Here is a 24,174-nt window from a genome sequence, read left to right as displayed (position 1 = left end):
TAGGATCCGGCGTCGCGTTGTGCGGCGGAGGTCCGGACCCAACGATGCCCTACACCCTCACGACTCCGCTCTATTACGTCAACGATCGGCCGCACCTGGGCAGCACCTACACAACCCTGGCCTGTGACGCCCTGGCGCGCTTCCAGCGGTTGAACGGCAACGCTGTGATGTTCGTCACCGGTGTTGACGAGCACGGACAGAAGATCCAGCGAACGGCTGAAGCCCGGCAGCTGAGCCCGCAACAACACTGCGATTCCATCAGTGGCACCTACCGCGACCTCTGGTCACGCTGGGGGATCAGTCAGGACCGCTTCGTTCGCACCACAGATCCCCGTCATCTGCAGCTGGTCGATCAGTTCTTCGCCCGCGTCAAAGCATCAGGGGACGTCATCAGCGGCCGGCAGACCGGTTGGTACTGCGTCGGATGCGAGGAATACAAAGACGATCCAGCCGAGGCCGTCGATCCCAGCTGCCCGATCCACCAGAAGCCGCTGGAGTGGCGGGATGAGGAGAACCTGTTCTTCCGCCTCTCCCACTACCAGTCGCAGATCGAAGAGCTGGTGGCAAGGGACGACTTCATCCAACCGGCGAACCGACGCCAGGAGGTAAGAAATTTCGTCGCCCAGGGGCTGAGGGACTTCTCAATCTCGCGGGTGAATGTGAGCTGGGGCCTGCCCGTGCCAGGCCATGAGGGCCACACCTTTTACGTGTGGTTCGATGCCTTGCTGGGCTACCTCACAGCGCTGCTGGATGACGGGGGGGCGGTCGCGCTGGAGCGTCTGGAGCAGTGCGGCTGGCCGGCATCCGTGCATGTGATCGGCAAGGACATCCTCCGTTTCCATGCCGTGTTCTGGCCGGCGATGCTGATGTCTGCAGGACTGCCTCTGCCGAAGTCCGTCTTCGGCCACGGCTTTCTCACCCGGGAAGGCTTGAAGATGGGCAAGTCGCTGGGCAATGTGCTCGACCCGGAACATCTTCTCGAGTGCTGCGGATCAGATGCCGTTCGTTGGTATCTGCTGCGCGACATCCAATTTGGGGACGACGGCGATTTTCAACAGCAGCGCTTCGTTGATGTGGTGAACAACGACCTGGCCAACACCATCGGCAACCTGCTCAACCGCACATCATCCATGGCCAGGAAATGGTTCGCTGATGCTGTTCCACCCCACACCGATGCCGTGGGTCCCCACCATCCCCTTGCCGCGACGGCCAACACCGCCGTTACAACGGTTGTGACATCCATGCCGTCGCTTGGCTTCAAGCCGGCAGCGGAAGCCGTTCTCCAGCTGGCGATCGCAGCCAATGGTCATCTCAACGACACAGCGCCCTGGAGCCGGATGAAGCAACCAGGCCTGGAATCCGAAGTCGGCGATGACCTCTATGCCGTTCTGGAAGCCACCCGGATTGTGGGACTGCTGCTCAATCCACTGCTGCCGGACTTGAGCAATCGAATCCTGGAGCAGCTCGGCACCAGCATTAATCCCGATGGGTGGACCGAACAGCTGAGCTGGGGTGGCCTGGTGAGTGGTGCGTCTCTCCCCAAACCATCTCCGGTGATGCAGCGCCTCGAACTCGAGGAGTCCCTCTGAGTGATGGATCGTTCTCTGCTGCTGATCCCTGCACTGTTGCTGAGCAGCGGTCTGATCAGTTGCACCCAGCAACCGGCATCTCAACAGGATTCCGCCCCGCCCTTCGTCTTCCGTTCCCTCGACCTCAACCAACGTCGCAAGGATGGCCAGAGGGACTGGGATCTCAGCAGCCCTGAAGCGCGGTATGACCTATCGAGCCGCACGGTTCGCGCCCGACGCCCCACTGGCGTTCTTTACAAGGACGATCAGCCTTCGTTTCGCATCAGTGCCGAACTGGCCACTGTGCTGAACGACGGCGAAATGGTGATCCTGGAAGGCAAGGTGCAGCTCAAGCAACTGCAAGACCAAACCGTGCTGATCCGAGGGGATCGGTTGGTTTGGAGACCCGCGGAAGATCGCATGGTGATGGATCAGAACCCGGAGGCTTTGGATGAAACCTCGCGGTTGACGGCCGAACGGCTGACCTTGGTTCAGTCCAGCAACATCCTTCGTTTTGAGGGCCCGACACAACTCCTGCGCTGGACACAACGCCGAGAATCAGATGTGGATCCAGACACCGACATCAGAGCCAGCAACGGCCGTTGGAATCTGGAAACGGGCGAACTGGGGGTGCGCGGCCCCGTTCGCGCTCTGCGCAGCAAGGACTTGACCGTCACAGCATCTGCCCTGCAGGGCAACACCCAGCAAGGCTTCCTCGATCTGATTCAGCCCGTTCGCCTGGAGCAGAAGGATGGTGCCATCAACGCGGGGACCACGCGCTGGAACTTTGCTGAACAACAACTCCGATCCTTCGCTCCGTTCCAGGGCAAACGCCAGGACGCCACCGCCACAGGGGACGGATTTGTGATCGACGAAACGGCTACGACCGTCATCATTTCCAAGGCCTGTCAACTGACACAGCCTGGGGAGTACTTGAAAGCCCATCGCTGCAGCTGGAACTGGGTGACCAACAGTGTGGTGGCTGATGGGGATGTGGTGCTGAGGCGACAGGATCCCGACCAGGAGACCAGGGCTCCACGGATGGAGGGGCAACTGGGATCAGAGGAAGGCGTCCGTTTTGGGTCAACTGGACAACGGGTGCAATCCAGCATTCGCTTCAGGCCGGATCAATCCCGCAGCACCCCTCCGTCGTCACGGCCTCGAGTTTCGTTCTGAGCCGTGCCCCCCAGCCTTCAAGCCATTGCTCATCGGCCTGACTGAAGCAGCGTTCAGACCACCCCCCGAGAATCAACACTCCTTCTGATGCCAGGGGCACGATCAGCACAGCCGGAAGGCTGTCGAGAACGGGATCAAATTCATGGCGACCGGGGAACAGGGTTGTGTTGACCAGACTGATTGATGTTTGGCGATCCATGGCACGTCGACAGATTGGACCGGGTGTAAACGCTGCATCACCGTCGCCCAGCAATCCGCGGCGAAGGATGACTTGATCACGCCAAAAAACCAGAAGGGTGGCTGCCGGTGTCGCCGTCAACAGCATGTGGCTTCCCCAGGCCAGCTCTTCCCTGATCGTTTGGTCCAAATCACGAGCCAACTGCAAACCCTGTTCACCGCTAAGTGGCCGAGGTTTCGCCTGGGTTGGATCGGCCCTGGTCCAGAGCACAGCCACCAACATCAGTCCAACAGCGGCCATCCCGCAGAGGACTTCAGCCCGTTCCAGTTCAGGGGTGAACGAGTCAGCCAGGCCGGCATTGAGCAGCGTCAGCGCTAATAACACCAACGCACAGCCGAGAACAACGCGTGCGGGAGTGGGCATCAGGCCATTCTGGGCTGGCATAACCGCCACATCTTGCTCAAATGTGGATGTGATGCCTGATTCGCATGAACAGCGCAGAAGCCTTTGCTGCGATTGCCCTTGCTGCCGTGGCGTGCGACGGCAGCCTCGGACGTGATGAAGCCCATGCCCTGAGGGCACAGCTGGAATATCGGTCGCTGTACAGCAGCAGCTCTGAAGCTGACATGGGGGATTTGTTTGACCAACTGCTCCACCGTCTTCGAGATCAGGGTGTTAATTGGCTTGTGGATGAGGCATTGCCTGTTCTGACCTTGCCCCAGCAGAAGAGTGCCCTAGCCGTGGCCGCACACCTCGCCCACGCCGATCGCACCGTGACCGAGGAAGAATCGGCGTTCCTCGAAAGCCTGTCGAAGCAGATGGCCCTACCTGAAGGCGAAGCGGCTTCGATTCTGGTCGCCATTGAAGCGCTGAACCGCGACAGCCTGGATGCCTGACGGCAGACTGCTCAAGATTGTTGTTCGGGATGGTCTGATGTCTTCCCTGCGTCGACTCGCCAAAGTTGTTGCGGCCATTGGCCTTTTTGTTGTTCTTGCCTGTCCCCTAGCGGTCCAGGCCATCTCGCCTGTGGATCTGGGCGCCAGTCGTCCAGACGAACGTGTGCTGGATGATGCTGAGGTGTTCAGCCGGGCCAGTCGTTCGGAACTCAACGCTCGGCTGCAGGATCTCGCTGCTGATCGCGTTGATGCCCGTGTCGTGACGCTGCGCCGGCTTGATTACGGCTTGAACCTCGACAGTTTTGGTGAGGAGCTTCTGGCTCAGTGGTCGTCTGAAGATTCGGAACCACTTCTGTTACTTCTGATCGAAACCCAGAACAAGCGGGCCTCCATTGCTGCCGACCCCAAGCTGCAATCTCAGCTTCCCGAAACGTTGTTGACTAGTACGGCGCGAACCACCATGAGCGTTCCCCTCAGGGAGGGAGACCGCTACCGGCAAGCCACCCTCGATGGCATCAATCGTTTGAGCACCGTCCTCGGTGGTGGTGAGGATCCCGGTCCACCAGCAGAAATTGTTCGCACAACCCTGCCCACCAACATTCCCACCCAGGAGGAAACAGAAAGCAGCAATGCCACAACCTGGATCATCGTGCTGCTAGTGCTGGGCACCATCATCCCGATGGCGACCTGGTGGGTTTTCTCCCGATGATCGCCTGAGCCGATGGCCACGCGAAACTGGATTGGTCTGTTCTCCCGGGGTGAGGGCGACAACCTGACCAACGCGTTGGAGCGTGGCTACGAGGCGTCGCTTCTGATTCAAAGCCTCGAGCTGGAGTTCTACGCCGACCGCAAAGTTCGGCCGGAGCTGGAACTCTCTGTTCCCCGTTCCGTCCAGGCCACGGTCCTTCGGCGGTTCCACACCGCCCTTCAGATCTGCCGGTCCAGCCTTTCCACCGTGTCACCCAACCGAGGGCAGCTGGATCCACAGGAGCTGCGGCAACTCCAGCTGATCGAGACCGTTGTGAGCCGCTATGCCGGCAAGCGCTCGACCAGCAAAAGCGGCATGAGCACCGCCCCCGAACTGCTACCTCGCTCACTGCTGGGCGTCTTTGATTCAGTCCGTCGGCAACTTGATCCATCTTCGGAAGAATCCGTCGTGGCAGGGTTCCGCCGTCGCCGTGATTCAACCCTGGCGTCGCTGAGAATCCTTCTGCTGTTGGTGTTGGTACCGCTGTTGGTCCAGCAGGTGTCGAACACTTACATCGTCGGTCCAGCGGTGGAGCGTCTGTCCCCCGATCTTTCGTTCCTCAGTTACCCGAAACCTCAGCTCGAGGAAGTTGCCGTGGAGAAACTACGGATTTACAAAGAAGAGCTGGAATTCGATGCCCTTCTCAAAGGGCAGGAGCCGCTGTCGTCAGATCTGTTGGTGATCAAGTTAAGGGAAAGGGCACAGGAACTTAAACAGGAAGCTGATCAAGAAAGTGTTCAGGCGATCAAGAACGTGCTGGCTGACCTGGCAGGTCTGATGGCATTTGTTGTGGTTTGCCTTGTGAGTCGCGATCAGCTGCGGGTGCTGCGTGGATTCCTTGATGAAGCGATTTACGGACTGAGTGACTCCGCCAAGGCTTTCGCCATCATCTTGTTCACAGATATCTTCGTTGGTTACCACAGCCCTGAAGGCTGGACGGTGCTCCTGGATGGAATCGCCCATCACTTCGGTCTGCCGACCCAGGAGAACTTCATCATGTTGTTCATCGCCACCTTCCCGGTGATCCTGGCGACGATCTTCAAGTACTGGATCTTCCGGTACCTCAACCGCGTCTCCCCATCATCTGTGGCGACCCTCAAGGGGATGAATGGTGGCGGCTGATCAGAACACGTCCAACCTCATCCTGGTCAGTGGTCCCTCCAGAGGAGGAAAAAGTCGCTGGGCTGAGCATTTGCTGTCTGGCTCTGCCGTTGTCACCTATGTGGCAACTGCTCCCGATCGACCAGACGATCAGGACTGGCAGATTCGTCTGGACTTACATCGCCGGCGACGTCCCAGTCACTGGCGTTTGCTGGAGTCAGACGCTGATCTAACCACCGCCTTGCGGACGATTCCCCAGCAATCGTCCGTCCTGATTGATGCTCTGGGGGGATTCGTCGCCTGCCATCTGGACGATTCTGACCTGGCCTGGAATGACTGTTGTGAGGCGCTGGTGGAGCAGCTGACCGGTATGGGGCAGACCTGCGTGGTGGTCATTGAGGAGACCGGATGGGGAGTAGTTCCTCCAACGAGGATCGGCGGTCGCTTTAGAGATCGCCTGGGATCCCTGGCCCAGATCCTCGATCGACAAGCGGATTCAGCCTGGCTCGTGTTGCAGGGACGGGCCGTCGATCTGCATGCCCTCAGCCAGAGAGTGCCATGACCATCCCTGAGCCGAACTCAAGCCTGCGGGTTGTCCTCTACGAACCCCAGATCCCCCCCAACACAGGCAACATCGCTCGCACCTGTGCGGCCTTTCGGTTGCCGCTGGCATTGATTGAACCGCTCGGGTTCTGCATCGACGATCGCGCTGTGCGGCGAGCGGGGCTTGATTACTGGCCCCACGTGCAGATCTCAAACCACCCCAACCTGGACCATCTGCTGGATCAGCTGCCGCATCCTTACCGCTTGATCGGCTGCAGTCGCCACGGAGGTGACAGCCTCGGCGAGTTTCGATTTCAGCCAGGTGATCTACTCTTGTTCGGCCGCGAAGACAACGGACTCCCAGGACATGTGCGTGATCAGTGTGACCGCATCCTGACCATCCCGATGCCCGGGGGTGTGGACGCTGATGGTCAAGGGGGGGTTCGCAGCCTGAATTTGTCAGTGGCTTGTGCCCTGGTGGCTTACACAGCCGGTCACCAGCTTCAGATGTGGTGATCAGGGGACTGCTCCAGCAGCCCTTGCAGGGCCATGTTCGCTTCGATAACGTGCTCCCGACTAGAGGGTTGGAATGCGCTCGGTTCTGGTGTTGGCTGTATCCATCACCTCGCTGTTGAGCGTGGTCGGATGGCAAGCCCTGCCGGGACAAGCTGACAGCAGATCCTTCACCTTGGCTGAGCTGCCGCCCCTCCCATTGATCGACCAGAACATCGACAGCCCGGTAGAGGCTTCTTACTGGCTTCAATTGCGTCAACGCACGTCTTTGATCCGTCTTGCGGCTTCCCTTGACCTGGATTCGGCAGATCTCGCCGAGATCAACGGTCATCCGGAGAACCATGTGTTCCGCTCCGGCAGTTGGTTCGCCATTCCTACTGGTGCCAAGAATCGCGCATCAATGCTGGTTGGGGTTGATGCTGACTCTCTCCGCAATGAGCCACCGATCACTGCACCTCCGCCGGTCCAATCCATCGCGTCCGTGCAACGGGGTGACTCCTTGGCCACCTTCCTCGATCGCCACGGGATCAATGAAGAGGAGTTGAAACGGTTCAATCCAGGCCTAACGCTTTCCGAACTCAGCGTCGGCAGCACAGTTCGTGTTGCCAAGGCCTCATCGGGTCAACAGCTGCTTGCAATTCGGCCCTCCGTTAGTGGCGGAGCCAGCTGGCCGAAACGCCCAGAACTTGCCAAACCCCAGGCAACCACCAAACCATCACAACAGGTTTCACCTTCAACCACCTACAGCTGGCCGACCAAAGGGGTGTTCACGTCGGGATATGGCTGGCGCTGGGGGCGAATGCACAAGGGAATCGACATCGCCAACAGCACTGGGACCTCCGTCCATTCAGCCCGTGATGGCATAGTCACCTTCGCCGGTTGGAGAGGTGCTTACGGTTATCTCGTGGAGATCGCTCACGGAGATGGGGAGTCGACCCGTTACGCCCACAACAGCAGGCTGATGGTCACAAAGGGGCAGGTTGTTCCGCAGGGCACACGCATCTCGTTGATGGGAAGCACTGGACGTAGCACCGGTCCCCATCTTCACTTCGAGATTCGTCGTTCCGGTGGTGCCGCTGTAAACCCGCTGAGCAAGTTGCCAGCCCGAAAAGCCTGAGCAGGGTTAGCGACCACCAAGATCAGAGCTATTCGGATAAGACACAATGGCGGTTCACTTGATTCGATCAAGTGAAATTTGAATGTCAGAGGGGAGACTTGAACTCCCGACCTCAGGGTTATGAATCCTGTGCTCTAACCAGCTGAGCTACTCTGACGAATGGCCTTCAAGCCAGTCGTCATCATACATCTCGGCCTTCCTGCCTCGCGTGAGATTGGATTCAGCGCAAGTCGATGGCACTGAGTCGATCACGGAAGCTGCTGGGCTCGGAGTTGCTAACGGGTTCAACCACGGAGACAGGCGCCGGTTGCGCAGATCGGCGCGGGACTTGCCCCGCGGGGCGTCTGGTTCTGGAGCCGGACCCTGGCATTCGCAGAGCCCCCGATGAGGCATCGCGGTCCAAGGGACGCTTGCTGAGGTCACCCTTGAGTTGATTGAGCAGCCGAAAATGTCCTGTGGAGCTGTATTTACGCAGCAGGTAAGGATCCCAGCTCATCGATCGATCATTCATACATGGATCTTATGGCTTCGTTGATGTGCGCTCGTGATAAATTGACATACGAAACTTGTAGTCGTATCGACTTCGCTTAAGGCGTTCGGCTGACAAGTTCCACCTCACCGCACCCCGAACATGACCGACACCGGTTGTCTGCGTGTGGGCCATCAGGCCCCCGATTTCACCGCCACCGCTGTGGTGGACCAGGAATTCAAGGAAATCTCCCTGTCCCAGTACCGCGGCAAGTACGTGGTGCTGTTCTTCTATCCCCTGGATTTCACCTTCGTCTGCCCGACTGAGATCACGGCTTTCAGCGACCGCTATGCCGACTTCTCCAGCAAGAACTGCGAAATCCTCGGCGTTTCCGTCGACAGCAAGTACAGCCACCTGGCCTGGATTCAGACCCCCCGCAACCAGGGTGGTATCGGTGACATCAACTATCCCCTGGTAGCTGACCTCAACAAGGAAATCGGCACCGCTTTCAACATCCTCGATGACGAAGGCAAGGCACTGCGTGGCCTGTACCTGATCGACCCTGACGGTGTAATTGTTCACGCCACCATCAACAACCTGCCCGTGGGCCGCAACGTTGATGAGACCCTGCGTCTTCTGCAGGCCTTCCAGTATGTGCAGTCCAACCCTGACGAGGTGTGCCCCGCCAACTGGACTCCCGGTGCTGCCACCATGCTGGAGGATCCCAAGGGTTCAAAGGAGTATTTCTCCGCCATCGGTTGATTCAGAGGACGTTCAACGAACGTTGCTCATTCAGGACCCTGTCGCCACGGGCGGCAGGGTTTTTTGCATCAGTCGATCAATGGCACCTGGAAGCGTGTCGGCCATGGCAATCGTTCGCCCATCACTCACCACAATCCTGGTGAGCGACGGCAGCCCTCCTTTGCTCGCCCGCAGATAAACGGGTTCCACATACAACAGGCATTTGCCAACGGGAACCACCAACAGGTTCCCTTGCACCACCTGAGATCCTCCACGATCCCAAAGTCCGAACACCTTGCTGATCTCAGGGTCCTGATTGATCAGCGCCTGAACCTGTTCGGGGCCAAGAATCGGCGAGTCCTTGGGAAAATCAATCTGAACAAGATCGCCGTAGTGCTTGCCGTCGTTACGCGCCGCCAGCCATGCGGTGAGATTGGGTCTCGCAAGCGGCGTGAGGGGTTGCAAGAGCAAAAACTCAGAATTGCTGCGATCCTGAACCTGGGCTGTGATGTGATATGGCCGAACTGAAATCTGCTCACCGTCATAGACCTCAAGTGGCACTTGCCAGACGTCGTCTCCGCTGTAAAAAACGCGCGGATCTTCAACGTGATAGCGCTGGAGTTGTTTCACCTGAACATCAAATAATTCCTCCGGCACCCGCAGGTGATCGCGGGTCGATGACGGTATTGCGTCGAGAGGCTGGAACAGCTGTGGAAACACCTGAGCCCAGCCTCTGATCAATGGATCATCCGGCTCACTAATAAACAACTGCACGCTGCCGTTGTAAGCATCCACCACAGCCTTCACAGAGTTACGCAAGTAGCGATCGGAATCGCTGTTTGACACTGACGAGCTGTAGGGATAGGTGGAGGAGTGGGTAAAACCCTCCACTACCCAATACTGATGCTGATTGGAAGCAGACGTTGGCTGGCCGGCTTGAGGGATCGAAATCAGGTACGGATCGCCCCGAAGATCGAGAAACGGTGCAATGGCATGGACGCGCTCCCTAACTTCACGGCGAATCAGAAGCTTGGAGGAATGGTCGATGGATCCTGCTGTCAGCAGCCGTGGTTCCCCGAGATACGTGGCCGCTGCCACCCGTTGAAGCCAATGACCGATGGGAACTCCAGCGCTGCCGCGGTAATGGGTGTAAACGTTCAAGTCCCCTTCGGGATAGTCGAATTCATCGACCCGGGTGGGTGCCACGGCGTAAGGCGATCGCAGCATGCCGAAGTAGAGAGCCGCGTCCTCCACTGGAATGGCCCGTTCCACATCCTCGCGCTCAATCCCAAGCTCACGATTGCCCTGAATCCTGGTGTCCGTTCCCAGGTCACTGATGAAATACTCCGGCAAACCATCGTCACCGCGGGTGTTCACCGGGCTCACCGTGAAGCCATAGCCGTGAGTGAACACAAAGTGGCGGTTCAGCCAGGTCTGGGAACGACGCGGAAGAGCCGATTGATCCAGCTCCCGTGCTGAAAGGATCACCTGTTGCGGGGTATCCCCTTGGGGTGAGAGCGGATAACGATCGACCGATGCCTGAGGGAAGCGGTAGTACACCCGCAGCTGCTGCAGCTGACGGTTGGTTTCCAGCAGCGGAGCGCTGTCCCACAGTCTGAGATTGCTCAGGGTGCTGGCACCTTGCACAAGGTCAGCCTTTGTGAGTGAGGGTTCGGGTTTGTACGAGCCCCGCGTGATCCGATCGAGTTGAAAGGCATGGCGTGTGGATCGAATCGCTTCCTCGAGATAAGGCGTCTGAAGGGATAACTCCTGCGGGCGAAGAATCAGCCAACGGCTGAGGGGGGTGAGGCTGAATTCCAGGGCAAGGGTCACAGCAAGAACAACCAGCAACCTTTGGCGCAGGAGCAGTGATGAAGGCAACATCACGGCCAGTGCCAGCAGCAGAAGTTCAACGGTGAGCAGCATCCGAAACGGTTCCGTCACCGCCTGTTGAAGCCAACCGGCCCCGGCCACGATGCCGTGCTGATGCCAGAGCAGAGCATGTCTGGACAACCAGCACTGGCCTGCCAGAAGCACCAGAACAAGTGCTGCCATCAACAGCAGCAACCGGCGGTTTCTGGGGCCGGGAACCGAGCAACTCCAATCACTCAGAGCTGGCGGACGGGTCAACAGGGTCTGCAGGCCATGGCCCAGACAAAACAGAGCACCGGAACTCAGTAGTGCGATCAACAGCTGAAGCGCTGCGAAGCGACCCAACGCAAAGCTGACATCCGCCTTCAGGAACGGCTCCTGCAATCCAGCCAGGGGGATTGACCAGGCAAGGGCCCAGACTCCCCAGGCTCTGGCCGCAATCAGCACCACTCCCATTGAGACAAACCAGGGAAGCCAACGCCTGAGACGGGGCTGCAGCATGGCCACCAGACTGATCAGCGTCAGGACTGGCAGCTGGGGCTGGTGAATGGACACCTGCCAGCCACTAGCCAGGTTCATCGCGTCATCGATGGCCAGCAGGATCAGACCATTGATCACGACAAGGCTCACCAATTGCAGGGCGATCGCCAGCAACAGCGTCAGGGAATAGCGCCAACCCTCCAGCTGCACTGTTGAAGCGGTTTCCGGAGATGGATCAAGCGAGCGACTCCATCGAATGGCAAGACCGATGGGGAGTAACGCTGCAACAGCGCTGGCCAGCTGCAACAGCCAGCGTTCCAGAAGCACACCCTCCAGCTGAAACTGCTGGAACCAGGACCATTCGACCTGCATGCGGGCCGCCAGAAGCACCAGCAGAAGCAGCAGCAGAAGGATCCTCATCCCAGTCCGGCGAGCTCCATGAAACGATCGTGGTGGAGCGTCTCCTCCTCCATCAGGGCATCGACGAGAAGATCCATCACCTCGCGTCGTGATTCCAGCAGGGACACGGCCTGGGCCAACGATTGCTTGGCAAGATCCCGCACACGGGTGTCAATGGCCTGACCGGTGCTTTCGGCATAACCGGGGCGCTGACTGAACCAGTCACGCCCCAGGAACACCTCGGTGCCGGGACCTTCCAGGGCCACAGGGCCTAGAGACGAAAACCCGAACCGCGTGACCATCTCCCTGGCCAACTGGGCCACCATCTGCAGATCACCGCTGGCTCCTTGGGTGATCTCCAGTGGTCCAAAGACCACCAGCTCCGCGGCACGGCCGCCGAGAGAAACCACGAGGTCGGCCAGACAGGACGCTCGGGTGATCAGGCCCGAGTCCAGCTTCTCCTCATCCGGCATGAAACGGGTGTAACCACCTGCCGCTCCCCTGGGAAGAATCGTGACCTTGTCCAATTTGTTGGCAGCCGGCAGCAGGGCTGCCACCAGGGCATGACCGACCTCGTGATAAGCGATCAGTCGTTTTTTGGCACTGTCCTGAAGGGGCTTGGCAATGAGGCCCATGGTGATGCGTTCCAAGGCCCCTTCCAGCTGGCGATCGCTGATGAAGGGTTGCTGTTCACGGGCCGTGAGGATGGCCGCCTCGTTGATCAGGTTGGCCAGTTCAGCACCGGAGAAACCCGGTGTCCGGCGAGCCCATGCCGCCAGATCGATCTCGGGATCCAGCGGTCGCGTTCGCGCATGAACACCAAGAATCGCCTCACGGCCGCGGCGATCCGGCAGCGACACGTCGATGCGCCGATCAAAGCGACCTGGACGGGTGAGGGCTGCATCCAACACATCAGATCGGTTGGTAGCTGCCAGAAGAATCACTCCAGAGTTGTCAGCGAAACCATCCATTTCCGTGAGCAGCTGGTTCAGCGTCTGCTCCCGTTCGTCATTCCCTCCACCGATACCGGCACCGCGCTGACGACCGACGGCGTCAATCTCATCAATGAACACGATGCAGGGGGACTTCTCCTTCGCCTGACGGAACAGATCACGGACCCGACTGGCGCCGACCCCGACAAACAACTCAACGAATTCCGAGGCTGCCATCGAAAAGAACGGCACCCCCGCTTCACCAGCGATGGCACGGGCTAGAAGTGTTTTTCCAGTGCCGGGGGGACCCACGAGCAGCACGCCACGGGGAATCTTGGCGCCAAGACCGGTGAACGTCTCCGGCTGCTTGAGGAAGGTGACCACCTCCTCCAGCTCCTCCTTGGCGTCGTTGATGCCGGCAACGTCCTCAAAGCGAACCTGAAGATCCTCCTGGGGCTTCAGCCGTGGCTGACTGCGGCCGAAACCAAGGGCACGGTTGGCCATCTGGGCGGATCGACGCAACAGGAACGACAGCCCCACCACCAGGAGCAGGACGAGTCCAAGGTTCCCCAGCAGACCGGCCATGGCCTGTTCACCACGGATATCTCGCACCGTGAGAGGTGTGGCCGAAGCCTCGGCGGCCCTGAGAATCTGCTGATCGTTAACAAAAATGCTGACGGTGGATTTGGTTCCATCGGGGTAGGTCACCCGAACTTCACGGCGTGCTGGAACCATTTCAAGCGTGCTGACGTCACCGTTGCGGATCTGTTCCAGCAAGCTCGAATAACTGACGGACTTCGGTTTCTCTCCGAACAAGCTCGGTAACGATTGAGGAGACGACGTTTTCTCCGACCCTTCCGATCCTGAAGTCACAACAACATTGAATTGCCTTGACCTTAGCGATTTGACGCAAGGCGTCCTGACAACGGACAATTCCCGTTTGGAGTTGACCAGGCGCAATGGCCGTCCCGAAGAAGAAAACCTCAAAGGCCAAGCGCAACCAGCGCAGTGCCACATGGAAAGGAAAGGCTGCCGTGGCTGCTCAGCGAGCGATGTCCATCGGAAAATCTGTTCTCAGTGGACGCGCCCAGGGCTTCGTCTACCCCGTGCGTGAAGCCGACGACGAAGAGTCCTGAGATTGACGACGGATCCGGAGTTGGCGAAGCCGACGCTCCGGATCGACGTCCACCCGCACATCAGCGTCAATCCGATCAAAACTTTGCTGCGGAATTGCCGTAAGGATCATGCGGATGAAGCCCAGGAGAGTCTTATTGTCGAGAGCAACGCCTTGCTCCCGCAGCATCTGATCTTCCTGCTGTTGCTTCCAGATCTGGGGGGAACGAATGTCCTGAGCCTTGATCTGCCAAAGATGGTCCAGCTGAGTCCAAACCGGGCGATAGCTGCCGAGCACCTCCTGCACGGCTTCCCGTGAGGCCAGTTCGTCTGGACGAATCGGCGGGGATAGATGCTCACAGCCATGCTCAATCGACTCGCCTGGCAACAACGGTTGGCAACCGACAAACCAACCCTCCAGCACCAGAATCTGCGCCGAACAGCTGCGCCAGCCGCAGCGATCCCCACGACCTTGTCGTAGGGATTTGTCGAATTGCGGCAAGTCCACATGCTCGCCACGTTTCCAGCGGCTCAAGGTCTGGCAGAGCAGGGGGAGGTCATGACTGCCAGGTAGAGCACGGGGCACACCCCAGGGGTTGCCACGCATCGCCTGCTCCAGCCGCTCCGCATCAAAGTAGAAGTCATCGATCGAGACCACCTGAAGGGGGAGACCAAGCTGCTGGGCGGCCCGTTCAAGCCAGTGGCCAAGGGTGGTTTTGCCACATCCAGGCAGGGCGCTCAACCCGATCAGATGTCGCTGGGTTTGATCCCTCGCAGCTTCTGTGAGAAGAGGCAATCCAAGGCACCAGAGCCAGTCGGGAGAGGCACTGGCTGGCCAGAGATCCAACGTGGTCTCAAACAGCCCGCTGCCTCGCCACTGCTGCTCCCAGGCCATGGGGTCGGCCACACCGAGGTGGTGCAGCAGACGCTGCTGATCGACGACTGGAAGATCGCGTTGCCCGTCAGGATCCAACCTTGAACGCCTCCAGAACAACGGCGTAGACAAACCCGATGCGCAGGTGGTCCAACAGACGCCACTGGAACGCCATCGGTGACGTCACGACCCGTCGCCGCAGCAGCACCAGCAGTTCACAGGCGATCAACGTTGTAAGCGCCGAAATCGTGCGGAAACCAACGGCATTCGCCAGATGCTCCGTCAAGCTGCTGCCGAGCAGAAAGCCCCCCAGCAAGCTGATGATCAGCAGACTGCGGCGCCACCACGGACCGGCAAAACCCTCCTCCAGGCTGCGTCCGAAGCGGTTCTGCACACGGGAGAGCCGCGTCTGCTGCAGGGAGCTCATCCCGATGTCGGTCCAAGGGTTTGCAGGTACTCCAGCGTCACCATCCCATCGCGGCAAGGGGGACCGCTGAACTGTGGTGCAGCATCACCCGCCTCGCCGAGATGATCAAAGGCAGCGATGGCCTCGCTGAAACGCTCCTTCAGACCGTGGTCCCAGGGCGAAGGAGTCAGCAGACAGCGAAGGCCTGCTGCCAGCGCGGCCGCCAGTCCGGCTTCTGAATCTTCGATCGCGATCGCCCGGTCCACCGAAAGGCCCGAGCGATTCAGTGCACAGCAATACCCCTGTGGTGATGGTTTCCCTTCCTCCACGTCATCTGAGGTGACGACGCCCTGGAACATCGTCCTGAGATCCGGAGTGCTGTCCAGCAGGGCCGCCACGGAAGCCAACCTACTTGAGGTCACGATCCATTGACGGATCCCGGCCTTGTTGAACTGCTCGAGAAGCCGATGGACCCCTGGCCGAAGCGACACGGCACCTGATCTGGCCAGTGCCGTGTAGTGAAACCGTTTGCGGTCGCGGATCGCATTGAGCTGATCCTCGGTGAGGCTGATGCCCCTGGTGCTGGCGTACCAACGCACCCTCCTCATCCCACCGGGAATGGACAGCAAATCGGCGTACAACTCCGGCTCCCAGTTGATCGCAAGACCAAGGTCGGCGAAGGCACGGTTGAAGGCGGGACGATGTCCCTCCATCTCCGTGTTGGCCAGGGTCCCATCCACATCCCAGAACACCCCCTTCAACCAGGTCATCGCCACCGTCCGGAACGGGCACAATGCTGATTCATGAGTGCCACCTCACCGCATACCTGGGTGCTGCCGGCTGTTGTGGATGCCTGCCCGCTGCATCAACTGCCGTTACCACTGGCCCTGAGGACCCTGCTGCTTCGTCGGGGATTGAGCGAAGCGGATGTCGCTGAACTGATCGCACCACGGGAGTTGCCCGACCCTTGCGGACATTTTCCAGATCTGGAGGTGGCGGTTGAACGCATCTGCCGGGCCTGTGGACAGGGTGAAGCCCTGGCGGTCTGCGGCGATTACGACGCCGATGGCATGACCAGCACAGCTCTTCTGTTGAGAGCCTTGCAACCACTCGGCGCCAAGGCGGAGCCGGCGATCCCCTCCCGGATGGAGGAGGGCTATGGCCTCAATCCTGCGATGGTCGATCGCCTACATGGCCAAGGCATCCGACTGCTGGTCACCGTGGACAACGGAGTGGCGGCGGTGGAGGCCCTCCAACGGGCCAGAACGCTATCGATGGACGTGATCGTGACCGATCACCACACCATTCCGGAACCGCGTCCATGGATGACCGCACTGCTGCATCCAGCCACCACCCCGGAAGCATCTCCATACAGAGGTCTTGCCGGTGTGGGGCTGGCCTATGTGCTCGCCAGCAGCGTTGCCGAACGGCTGGGGCGAATGGATGCGATTCAGGTGGCCCGCGACCTGTTCTGCATCGGCACTGTGGCCGACATGGCACCGCTGACCGGAGCTAACCGACGTTGGTTGCTAGAAGGACTGACGACCCTGCACCGCAGCCGTTGTGAAGGGGTCATGGCACTGCAGCGTCTGGCGGGACTGGGCGAGACGCCCTTAACCGCCGAGGACATCGGTTTTCAACTCGCCCCGAGGATCAATGCGGTCGGACGACTCGGTGATCCAGTGCTGGTGGTGGACCTGCTCACCGAATCAGATCCGGGCAAAACAATGGCTTTGGCGCGCCGCTGTGACGATCTCAATCGTCAGCGACGGGATCTCTGCGATGCCATCGAAGCGGAAGCCACTGCCCTGGTGGAATCGGATGCTGAGGGGCTGATTCCACCGTTTCTTTTGTTGGCCCAGAGCCACTGGCATCACGGGGTGATCGGCATTGTCGCCGCACGACTGATGGAGCGTTACCACCGCCCTGTGGCACTGCTGGCCGGCGATGGTGAGGGTCTGTTGAGAGCCTCAGCACGGGCGCCCCAGGGTTTCGCCGTTGACAAGGCCTTAACAGCCTGCGCGGATCTGCTGGAGCGGTTCGGAGGCCACCCGGCGGCGGGTGGATTCACGGTGAAGGCCAGTCAGGTGCACACCTTGCATGACCGCCTGAATCAGCTCACGCAACCGTGGCTGGATCAGGAGGGGGCAGGACGACCGGTTCGCCCTGAGGCCTGCTTGAAGCTGAACGAGATCAACTGGGATCTCTGGGCTGCCCTTGAAACATTGACCCCCCATGGTGTGGGGCATCCAACACCCCTGTTTTGGTCCCGGGGATGCCATGTGGCGGACTGGCGAACCCTGAACGGTGGCCACCTGGCGGTGACCCTGCAGCAGGGGACACACCAACGGCGTGCTGTGGCATGGCGATGCTCACCGCTGAGTCCGATGCCGGAGCGGGTCGATGTTGCCTACGAACTGAAACTCAACGTCTGGCGGGGGGAGCGCCGGCTCCAACTCGAACTCAAGGCCATACGAGAGCACACGGACACCGTGAGGCTCAGCTGCGGCGAACGGAGCTATCTGGCAAGCAGCAAATTGGGTGCTGACAACGCAGTCGCCTTTGGTTTGACCAACGCCGGTGGAGATCGCCTTGAAGCTTCCATCACCAAGGATCAGACGGTGACTTGCAAAGACCAACGTGCAAGCCACTCAAGGATCCAGACCCTTTTAGAGGAAGCTGCCCTGGCCCTTGGATTAAGGGCTTAAAAACCTCAGAGGGCTCCGCGTCGGTAGAAGAGGATGAAGATCACAGCAGGACCAGCCAGGGTGATCAACGCAAGGGCGCCGAAATTGGCGATCAGGTGGAAGTCGATGCCCATAGCGATGAAGCGCTCACACGTTTCGGATCAGCCAACAGATTACGGGGCCTTTGCTCAGAGTCGCCTTGCGGCATGGACCCACTGTGACGGCTTGTCACAGCTGCAGCCATGAGCAGCCAGCCTCTTCAATGGAAGTGCATCTCCCAGTGCGGAGCCTGCTGCCGCCTGGCACCAGAGGAACGTCCCGAAGCCCTCGAAGCCCTCAACGAGAAAGAGCAGGCCACCTACTTGGCGATGGTGGGGGAGGACGGCTGGTGCATCCACTACGACAGCGGTGGCCGACGCTGCCGGATCTACGACGAACGGCCCCGCTTCTGCCGGGTCCGGAACATGGATCTGCTGTTCGGTGTTGAACCGAACCAACTGGATGCCTTCGCCATCGGATGCTGCCAACAGCAAATTCGATCGGTGTATGGCGGTCGCAGCCGGGAGCTGCGTAGGTTCAACCGCGCCCAACGCCGTTCCGATGACTGAGATCAAGGTATCAAGCCGCCCTGGTTTTGCGGCCGTGGTGTTCAGCACCTTCAGCACGGTGTTCATCGCCGAACTGGGAGACAAGACCCAGCTGGCGACACTGCTCCTCTCGGCTCAGTCCGGATCGCCCTGGCTTGTGTTTCTCGGAGCCGCCCTGGCCCTGATCTGCTCAAGCCTGGTCGGCGTGCTTCTGGGTCAGTGGCTGGCTCGCACTCTTCCACCAGAGCGACTGGAAACCATGGCCGGCCTTCTCATGGTGGCCCTGGGGCTTTGGCTGGGGGCACAGGCAATTCAGACGTTGCTGTTGGAGACAACCGGAGCCTGAAAGATGGATCTTTCGCTTCTTATCTCGACATTTCTCACCGTGTTCCTGGCCGAACTGGGGGACAAAACCCAGCTGGCAACGGTGGCTCTGAGCGGAACCTCCGACAGGCCGCTGGCTGTGTTTATCGGCTCATCATCCGCCCTTGTTCTGGCCAGCCTCTTGGGCGCGATGGCCGGCGGATCGATCGCCAGCCTGATCCCAACGGAATGGCTGCAGCTGGTGGCAGCTGTTGGCTTTCTGATCATCGGATCCCAGCTGCTGCTGCGTCGCAACAGCGATGGGAGTGCTGAGGACGACCTGGTCGACTCATAAAGTGAACTTGTTTCAGAGCTCTCTGCACGGCCTGGCTTCCCTTTGGCCGCTCTGAACTTCTCCCGGCCATGAAGGCCGGATTCGATCCACCCACCATGAAGTTCTCGGTCGCTGACCTCCTGGATCAGCTCTCCTACGACCAGCCGGTTCCCCAGACCACGCTGGCCAAGATCCTCAAGCTGTCCAACAAAGCTGACAAAGAACGTCTGGACTTGGCCGTTGACGGGTTGAGCAAGCTCGGTGTCCTCAGCCGTCAGGGAGACGAAGGCCTGGTGCGCGATCAATCTGAGGATTTGATTGACGCGCGGCTGCGTTGCAGCAGCAAAGGCTTTTGCTTTGCCATCCGGGATGACGGAGGAGATGACGTTTACATCCGCGACCATCAGCTGAATCACGCCTGGAATGGCGATCGCGTCCTGGTCCGCGTGACCCGGGAAGGCGGTCGACGACGATCTCCGGAAGGCGGTGTTCAATGCATTCTCGAACGCAGCACCCAGTCATTGCTGGCCCAGGTTGAACGGCAGCAGGAGCGGCTGGTGGCGGCACCGTTGGATGACCGCATGCTCACCAGCATCGTGCTCCCCGCAGACGCGGAAGTGCACGTATCGGAGGAATCAGCAACGACCGTGGTCGAGGTCAAGATCGATCGTTATCCAATCGCCCAGCATCCAGCTCAGGGGCATGTGGCCCGTCCCCTGCCTCTGAATGCCGGACCAGCAGCCGACCGCGATTTGTTGCTGACCAAAGCCGGTTTGCACGAACGGCCTGCGGCACCGCGTGCCTCCGTCAAATCCCCACCAAGCAAAGGGCGGACCGACCTGACTGACCAGCCATCGCTGTTGCTCTGCAGCTGGCAGCACCGGGATGCCCCTCCCCTGCCCGCGGTGTATGTGGAAGCAAGAGAAGGCGGTTGTCGCCTTTGGCTGCATGCACCGTCGGTTGCGGAACGCTTTGGCCAGGGCAACAGTCTTGATCTCTGGATCAGGGATCAAGCTGATGCCATTTGTCTGGGGGAGGACTGGCAACCGCTGCTGACTCCCGCTCTCACGAAGGCCTGCCGGCTCAAGGCGGGCGAATCCAGCGACGCCCTGACGGTGCGACTCGACATTGATGCCAATGGCCATCTGACGGACTGGGAGTTCATGCTCAGCACCATCCGTCCGGTCGCCGACATCAGCACCGCGCAGCTCCGGGCCCTGGCAGAGCGCAAACCCAAGTCGCGCAGCATCCCCGCGGCGTTGAAACCGATCAAAGATCAGCTTGGGCAGCTGGAGACCCTGATGTTCTGCGCCGACTGCCTGATGGGCCATGAGCAATCCGCAGGAGCCGTGGCCCTCGACTTACGTCCCCCACAGATTGACGCGCTGGGGGATCTGCGCTGGGCCGATCCCAGTGGTCAAGCGCACCGTTGGACCGATGTGATCGATCGCACCGATCCGAATTCCATTCTTCAACCGCTGCTGCGGGCCGCCGATCGCGCCTGGGGACAACACCGCGCCGCACTCCAGCTCCCGGGAATCGCCTGGATCAGCAGCGAGCCCGATGCCACGATGGTCACCGATGTGGCGAAGACCGCTGTTGCCCTTGATCTCCCCCTCGAACTGGATGACGACGGAAGCCCTGCGGCGCAGGAATTGATCACGGTCTTTGCGGAGTCCGACCAGCGTCGGGTGCTGGAGCAGCAACTGAGCCATGCATTGGCCCAACCGCAATTTCAGGCCGAACTCAAGACACCGCAGACCAGCGACGACGAAACCACCGATGCGAACGCAGCACTCACACCCTGGTGCTGCGGATCATTGAGCTACGCCCAGCTGGCCAACCAGCAGGTCATTCAGATGTTGCTGAGCGACGGTAAGGACCGTCCCAATGTCCGTCAGAAGGAGCGGCTCAATCTGGGTCGACGTGGCTGTGCTGATGATCTCCAGTGGTCCTTGTTCACAGGCGCACAGGAAGAAAAACTCACCACCATCGTGAGTCAGCGCCTGGTTCAACGGCTCAACAGCCGGCGGCGTCAGGTGCTGGAGCTTCAGCGGGATTTGCTGGCCATGGTCCAGGCCAGATCTGCGGAACCGCTGGTAGGTCAGGAAGCCGCAGGTCATGTGAGCGGCGTGCAGAGCTATGGCTTTTTTGTGGAGGTGGGAGAGACCCGCGTTGAGGGACTTGTTCACGTCAGCTCTCTCAACGATGACTGGTACGAATACCGCTCGAGGCAGAACCGCCTGGTCGGCCGCAAGAACCGACGGGTGTATCAGCTGGGTGACCAGGTGCTTGTACGGGTGATCAAGGTGGACGTACTCCGCAATCAGATCGACCTCGAGGTGATTCCAGAGCCGACAGCAGATCAGGGTGACAGCAACGCAGACAGCAGCACCGTCGAAAGCCCTGAGCAGCCGATGGCCGTGACCCTCAGCGGAAACTGACCATGCACCCCTATGTGCTGGCTGTCACAGGTGCCTCCGCCCAGCCGCTGGCCGAACGCACCCTTCAGCTCCTCCTGCAGGCAGGTCGCAGTGTCCATCTGGTGCTGAGCAGAGGCGCCTATGCGGTGTTCCAGGCGGAGCAGGGTGTGCAGGTGCCAGTGAATCCCGAGCGTCAGGTCAGCTTCTGGCGTGAGCGTCTGAATTGCAGCGAAGGAGAGCTGTTCTGCCATCGCTGGAATGACCAGAGTGTCGGCATCGCCAGCGGAAGCTTTCGCACCAGTGGCATGTTGATCGTTCCCTGCAGCATGGGAACGGTGGGGCGGATCCAGGCCGGCGTTGCGATGGATCTGATCGAACGCTGCGCTGACGTGCACCTCAAGGAAGGGCGCCCGCTGCTGATCGCTCCCCGTGAGATGCCCTTCAACCTGATTCACCTGCGCAATCTCACGGCGCTGGCGGAAGCCGGCGCACGCATCGCCGCGCCGATTCCTGCCTGGTACACCCAACCCAGAACCCTCGAGGAGATGGTCGACTTCATCGTGATTCGTCTGCTCGACGGATTCGAGGATGATCTGGCTCCCCTGCGGCGCTGGACTGGACCGATCAAATGAGCTCCCTCCAGCGCTGGTTGCTCGTGCCATGCCTGGCGCCGTTGGCGGCAGTGCTGCTGGCATCAGCCTTCAACAGCTCCGGCAACACTCGTCTGCAGTTGCTGATCTGGCGGTCGCCACCCCTCCCTGTAGGCGCCTGGACAGCCCTGGCCGGGCTGACAGGAGCTGGACTCAGCGCTGTCTCAGTTCTGTTGCTAAAACCAAACACCCCACCGCTTCGACGACAACGGCATCAACCGCTGGAGCGACCCAGACCTGAACCGGAGTTGCGTGAGGTGGTCACACCACCGCCCCAACGGGATGTGCGCGAACCAGCCCCAACCGTGGCCGTTCCTTACAGGATTGTTCAGAAACCGCACTCCGAGAAACGAGCCACCCCATCAGAACCCTCCCCTCCATCGCAAGCGGTTGATCCAACCCCATCAAGCTCAGATGGCTGGGGACTTGATCCGGATCTTGATTGGTGAGACGCGACCAACGCTGACTACAGTTCACGCAGAAATCAGGACCCGGTGAGCGACACTCCCGATTCGGCCTCTGCTGCAGCCCCAGAGGTCACAAAAGCGGCCCCCAAGCCAAAGCCGAAACCCCCGAAACCTGAAGACAAGCCCTTTCCGGAGTTCATCGACACTCTGTTCATCCCTGCGGTGAGCAAGCAGCTCGAGGACAACGGCATCCAGGCTGATCGTCTGGAGCGGGTTGAGGGGGACCGCCCCGTGGTCGGGGGAAGCTGTCCGATGGTGGTTGGTGAGCTGCCAGGCGGCAGGCGCTTCTGGCTCTGCTTCGGCGACGCCGACATCGCCAGTCCCAAGCTGATCGCCTTGGCTGAAGCCGGCAGTAAACCGACCCTGCTGGAATCGTTCCTGATCGACGAAAAGCGGATGTCGCTGCCGCTGCTGGTGTCACGCCTACTGCAACGGCTGAATGGCCAGAAATGGCTCGGACGTAACTGATCAGCTCGAACCCCGCACTGTCAGCCCTACATTGGTCTGCACGTGAAATCGGAGCCGATGGTCCCGCCTACCGCCGTCGCAGAAGCCAACGCCGTTGCAACGAAGGATCCTGTTAAGGACACGATCCTCACACCGCGGTTTTACACCACGGACTTTGATGCCATGGCTGCCATGGATCTTCGTCCCAATGAGGCAGAACTGGAGGCCATCTGCGAGGAATTCCGCAAGGATTACAACCGCCATCACTTCGTTCGCAACGACGACTTTGACGGTGCTGCAGACAAACTTGACCCCGAGACCCGTCGGGTCTTCGTTGAATTCCTGGAACAGAGCTGCACGTCGGAATTCTCTGGTTTTCTTCTTTACAAGGAACTGAGCCGTCGTATCAAGCAGCAAAATCCCCTGCTGGCTGAATGCTTTGCCCACATGGCACGGGATGAAGCCCGCCATGCCGGATTCCTCAACAAGGCAATGAGTGATTTCGGCATGCAGCTGGATCTCGGCTTCCTCACCGCGAACAAGGACTACACCTTCTTCCAACCCAAATTCATCTTCTACGCCACCTATTTATCCGAGAAGATCGGCTACTGGCGCTACATCGCCATTTACCGCCACCTTGAGAAGAATCCCGAGAGCAAGATCTTCCCGATCTTCAACTACTTCGAGAATTGGTGTCAGGACGAGAACCGTCACGGCGACTTCTTTGATGCCCTGATGAAGTCTCAGCCCGACACGGTGCGTGGTCCGATCGCGAAGCTGTGGTGCCGCTTCTTCCTGCTTGCCGTGTTCGCCACCATGTACGTGCGTGATGTGGCCCGCAAGGAGTTCTACGAAGCACTCGGACTCGATGCACGCACCTACGACAAGATGGTGATCGAAAAAACCAACGAAACAACAGCCCGGGTGTTCCCCGTTGTTCTCGATGTGAACAATCCCAAATTTTGGACACGTTTGGAACGTCTAGTGGAGAACAACGCAGCTCTCGAGGCTGCAGATCGGAGCTCCAGCCCTGCTCCCCTGAAGCTCCTTAAGAAGCTTCCCCGCTGGATCAGCAATGGTGCCGAAATGGCCAATTTGTTCCTGATGTCTCCGATCGACAGCGCCAAGTTTCAGCCCGCCGTGCGTTGAT

At 59.8% G+C, this 24,174-nt stretch carries 27 protein-coding genes and 1 tRNA gene; 19 read left to right on the top strand and 9 right to left on the bottom strand.

Annotated features, from left to right (window positions below; all coding sequences use genetic code 11):
* Positions 1-44 precede the first annotated feature (44 nt).
* Positions 45-1,589: a methionine--tRNA ligase gene (gene metG / locus SynA1524_RS05985; protein ID WP_186499540.1), complete on the top strand. Its 1,545-nt coding sequence runs from the start codon at positions 45-47 to the stop codon at positions 1,587-1,589.
* A gap of 3 nt (positions 1,590-1,592) precedes the next feature.
* Positions 1,593-2,744: an LPS export ABC transporter periplasmic protein LptC gene (lptC, locus tag SynA1524_RS05980; RefSeq protein WP_186499368.1), complete on the top strand. Its 1,152-nt coding sequence runs from the start codon at positions 1,593-1,595 to the stop codon at positions 2,742-2,744.
* Here the strand turns inward: lptC and SynA1524_RS05975 are convergent.
* Positions 2,686-3,345 carry a cofactor assembly of complex C subunit B gene (locus tag SynA1524_RS05975; RefSeq protein ID WP_186499367.1) on the bottom strand — a complete coding sequence of 220 codons (660 nt, stop codon included), beginning with the start codon at positions 3,343-3,345 and terminating at the stop codon, positions 2,686-2,688. The two genes, lptC and SynA1524_RS05975, sit on opposite strands and share 59 nt — an antisense overlap.
* Positions 3,346-3,410: 65 nt before the next feature.
* Between SynA1524_RS05975 and SynA1524_RS05970 the strand changes: the two genes are divergently transcribed.
* The 6 genes from SynA1524_RS05970 (at position 3,411) to SynA1524_RS05945 (ending at position 7,840) form a co-directional block, all read left to right on the top strand.
* A complete protein-coding gene (locus SynA1524_RS05970) occupies positions 3,411-3,818 on the top strand; it encodes a tellurite resistance TerB family protein (RefSeq protein ID WP_186499366.1) in 408 nt (135 codons plus the stop codon).
* Between the two features lie 37 nt (positions 3,819-3,855).
* Positions 3,856-4,527, top strand: coding sequence for a photosystem II repair protein Psb32 (gene psb32, locus SynA1524_RS05965; protein WP_186499539.1), 672 nt, complete (start codon positions 3,856-3,858; stop codon positions 4,525-4,527).
* Between the two features lie 12 nt (positions 4,528-4,539).
* On the top strand, positions 4,540-5,688 hold the full coding sequence (gene pxcA / locus SynA1524_RS05960; protein WP_186499365.1) for a proton extrusion protein PcxA: 1,149 nt from the start codon (positions 4,540-4,542) through the stop codon (positions 5,686-5,688).
* The gene (locus SynA1524_RS05955) at positions 5,675-6,229 is read left to right on the top strand and encodes a bifunctional adenosylcobinamide kinase/adenosylcobinamide-phosphate guanylyltransferase (protein WP_186499364.1); all 555 of its coding nucleotides are present in this window, start codon (positions 5,675-5,677) and stop codon (positions 6,227-6,229) included. Before pxcA ends, SynA1524_RS05955 begins: the two co-directional genes overlap by 14 nt.
* Positions 6,226-6,726, top strand: a complete 501-nt coding sequence (locus SynA1524_RS05950) for a tRNA (cytidine(34)-2'-O)-methyltransferase (protein WP_186499363.1) — start codon at positions 6,226-6,228, stop codon at positions 6,724-6,726. Before SynA1524_RS05955 ends, SynA1524_RS05950 begins: the two co-directional genes overlap by 4 nt.
* 73 nt (positions 6,727-6,799) lie before the next feature.
* Complete coding sequence (locus SynA1524_RS05945; RefSeq protein WP_186499362.1) at positions 6,800-7,840, top strand: M23 family metallopeptidase; 1,041 nt, start codon at positions 6,800-6,802, stop codon at positions 7,838-7,840.
* An 83-nt stretch (positions 7,841-7,923) separates the two neighbouring features.
* Here SynA1524_RS05945 and SynA1524_RS05940 read toward each other — a convergent pair.
* Positions 7,924-7,997: transfer RNA gene (locus tag SynA1524_RS05940), tRNA-Met, on the bottom strand.
* Positions 7,998-8,060: 63 nt separating this feature from the next.
* Positions 8,061-8,336 (bottom strand): hypothetical protein, encoded by a 276-nt coding sequence (locus SynA1524_RS05935; RefSeq protein WP_353616581.1) that lies wholly within the window; start codon positions 8,334-8,336, stop codon positions 8,061-8,063.
* A gap of 135 nt (positions 8,337-8,471) precedes the next feature.
* Here SynA1524_RS05935 and SynA1524_RS05930 point away from each other — a divergent pair, with 135 nt between their 5' ends.
* Positions 8,472-9,071, top strand: a complete 600-nt coding sequence (locus SynA1524_RS05930; protein ID WP_186499360.1) for a peroxiredoxin — start codon at positions 8,472-8,474, stop codon at positions 9,069-9,071.
* 30 nt (positions 9,072-9,101) lie between these two features.
* Here the strand turns inward: SynA1524_RS05930 and SynA1524_RS05925 are convergent, their stop codons facing one another.
* Positions 9,102-11,822, bottom strand: a complete 2,721-nt coding sequence (locus SynA1524_RS05925; protein WP_186499359.1) for a UPF0182 family protein — start codon at positions 11,820-11,822, stop codon at positions 9,102-9,104.
* Positions 11,819-13,666: an ATP-dependent zinc metalloprotease FtsH gene (gene ftsH / locus SynA1524_RS05920; protein WP_286188709.1), complete on the bottom strand. Its 1,848-nt coding sequence runs from the start codon at positions 13,664-13,666 to the stop codon at positions 11,819-11,821. Before ftsH ends, SynA1524_RS05925 begins: the two co-directional genes overlap by 4 nt.
* Positions 13,667-13,692: 26 nt before the next feature.
* Here ftsH and rpmF point away from each other — a divergent pair, with 26 nt between their 5' ends.
* Positions 13,693-13,869 carry a 50S ribosomal protein L32 gene (gene rpmF, locus SynA1524_RS05915; protein WP_011128075.1) on the top strand — a complete coding sequence of 59 codons (177 nt, stop codon included), beginning with the start codon at positions 13,693-13,695 and terminating at the stop codon, positions 13,867-13,869.
* Here the strand turns inward: rpmF and SynA1524_RS05910 are convergent.
* From SynA1524_RS05910 to SynA1524_RS05900, 3 genes are read right to left on the bottom strand one after another with little or no spacing between them, the layout of a single operon-like run.
* Positions 13,833-14,819 carry a phosphoribulokinase gene (locus SynA1524_RS05910; protein WP_286188708.1) on the bottom strand — a complete coding sequence of 329 codons (987 nt, stop codon included), beginning with the start codon at positions 14,817-14,819 and terminating at the stop codon, positions 13,833-13,835. The two genes, rpmF and SynA1524_RS05910, sit on opposite strands and share 37 nt — an antisense overlap.
* A complete protein-coding gene (locus SynA1524_RS05905) occupies positions 14,809-15,147 on the bottom strand; it encodes a DUF565 domain-containing protein (RefSeq protein ID WP_186499357.1) in 339 nt (112 codons plus the stop codon). Before SynA1524_RS05905 ends, SynA1524_RS05910 begins: the two co-directional genes overlap by 11 nt.
* Positions 15,144-15,896 (bottom strand): HAD-IA family hydrolase, encoded by a 753-nt coding sequence (locus SynA1524_RS05900; protein ID WP_186499356.1) that lies wholly within the window; start codon positions 15,894-15,896, stop codon positions 15,144-15,146. The genes SynA1524_RS05905 and SynA1524_RS05900 overlap by 4 nt, the downstream gene beginning before the upstream one ends.
* A gap of 33 nt (positions 15,897-15,929) precedes the next feature.
* On the opposite strand from SynA1524_RS05900, the gene recJ reads away from it, so the two are divergent.
* Entirely contained in the window at positions 15,930-17,834 is a 1,905-nt protein-coding gene (recJ, locus tag SynA1524_RS05895; protein WP_186499355.1) for a single-stranded-DNA-specific exonuclease RecJ, read from the top strand.
* Between the two features lie 5 nt (positions 17,835-17,839).
* Here recJ and psb30 read toward each other — a convergent pair whose 3' ends face one another.
* Positions 17,840-17,947, bottom strand: a complete 108-nt coding sequence (psb30, locus tag SynA1524_RS05890; RefSeq protein WP_006041509.1) for a photosystem II reaction center protein Ycf12/Psb30 — start codon at positions 17,945-17,947, stop codon at positions 17,840-17,842.
* Positions 17,948-18,055: 108 nt separating this feature from the next.
* On the opposite strand from psb30, the gene SynA1524_RS05885 reads away from it, so the two are divergent.
* The 8 genes from SynA1524_RS05885 to acsF all read left to right on the top strand — a co-directional run bounded on the left by SynA1524_RS05885 (position 18,056) and on the right by acsF (position 24,173).
* Complete coding sequence (locus SynA1524_RS05885) at positions 18,056-18,421, top strand: YkgJ family cysteine cluster protein (RefSeq protein WP_186499354.1); 366 nt, start codon at positions 18,056-18,058, stop codon at positions 18,419-18,421.
* Positions 18,414-18,746: a TMEM165/GDT1 family protein gene (locus tag SynA1524_RS05880; RefSeq protein ID WP_186499353.1), complete on the top strand. Its 333-nt coding sequence runs from the start codon at positions 18,414-18,416 to the stop codon at positions 18,744-18,746. Before SynA1524_RS05885 ends, SynA1524_RS05880 begins: the two co-directional genes overlap by 8 nt.
* A 3-nt stretch (positions 18,747-18,749) precedes the next feature.
* Positions 18,750-19,058 carry a TMEM165/GDT1 family protein gene (locus SynA1524_RS05875; RefSeq protein WP_186499352.1) on the top strand — a complete coding sequence of 103 codons (309 nt, stop codon included), beginning with the start codon at positions 18,750-18,752 and terminating at the stop codon, positions 19,056-19,058.
* Positions 19,059-19,153: 95 nt separating this feature from the next.
* On the top strand, positions 19,154-21,481 hold the full coding sequence (locus tag SynA1524_RS05870; RefSeq protein WP_186499537.1) for an RNB domain-containing ribonuclease: 2,328 nt from the start codon (positions 19,154-19,156) through the stop codon (positions 21,479-21,481).
* Positions 21,482-21,483: 2 nt separating this feature from the next.
* Positions 21,484-22,092: a flavin prenyltransferase UbiX gene (locus SynA1524_RS05865; RefSeq protein WP_186499351.1), complete on the top strand. Its 609-nt coding sequence runs from the start codon at positions 21,484-21,486 to the stop codon at positions 22,090-22,092.
* Positions 22,089-22,559, top strand: a complete 471-nt coding sequence (locus SynA1524_RS05860) for a hypothetical protein (RefSeq protein ID WP_186499350.1) — start codon at positions 22,089-22,091, stop codon at positions 22,557-22,559. The genes SynA1524_RS05865 and SynA1524_RS05860 overlap by 4 nt, the downstream gene beginning before the upstream one ends.
* A 45-nt stretch (positions 22,560-22,604) precedes the next feature.
* Complete coding sequence (locus SynA1524_RS05855; RefSeq protein ID WP_186499349.1) at positions 22,605-23,045, top strand: DUF2996 domain-containing protein; 441 nt, start codon at positions 22,605-22,607, stop codon at positions 23,043-23,045.
* A gap of 57 nt (positions 23,046-23,102) precedes the next feature.
* Positions 23,103-24,173, top strand: a complete 1,071-nt coding sequence (gene acsF / locus SynA1524_RS05850) for a magnesium-protoporphyrin IX monomethyl ester (oxidative) cyclase (RefSeq protein WP_186499348.1) — start codon at positions 23,103-23,105, stop codon at positions 24,171-24,173.
* The last annotated feature ends 1 nt before the right edge of the window (position 24,174 follow it).

Origin of the sequence: Synechococcus sp. A15-24 (genome assembly GCF_014280195.1) — a bacterium.
Taxonomy (GTDB): Bacteria; Cyanobacteriota; Cyanobacteriia; order PCC-6307; family Cyanobiaceae; genus Parasynechococcus.
This window is presented reverse-complemented; position numbering and strand designations above follow the sequence as displayed.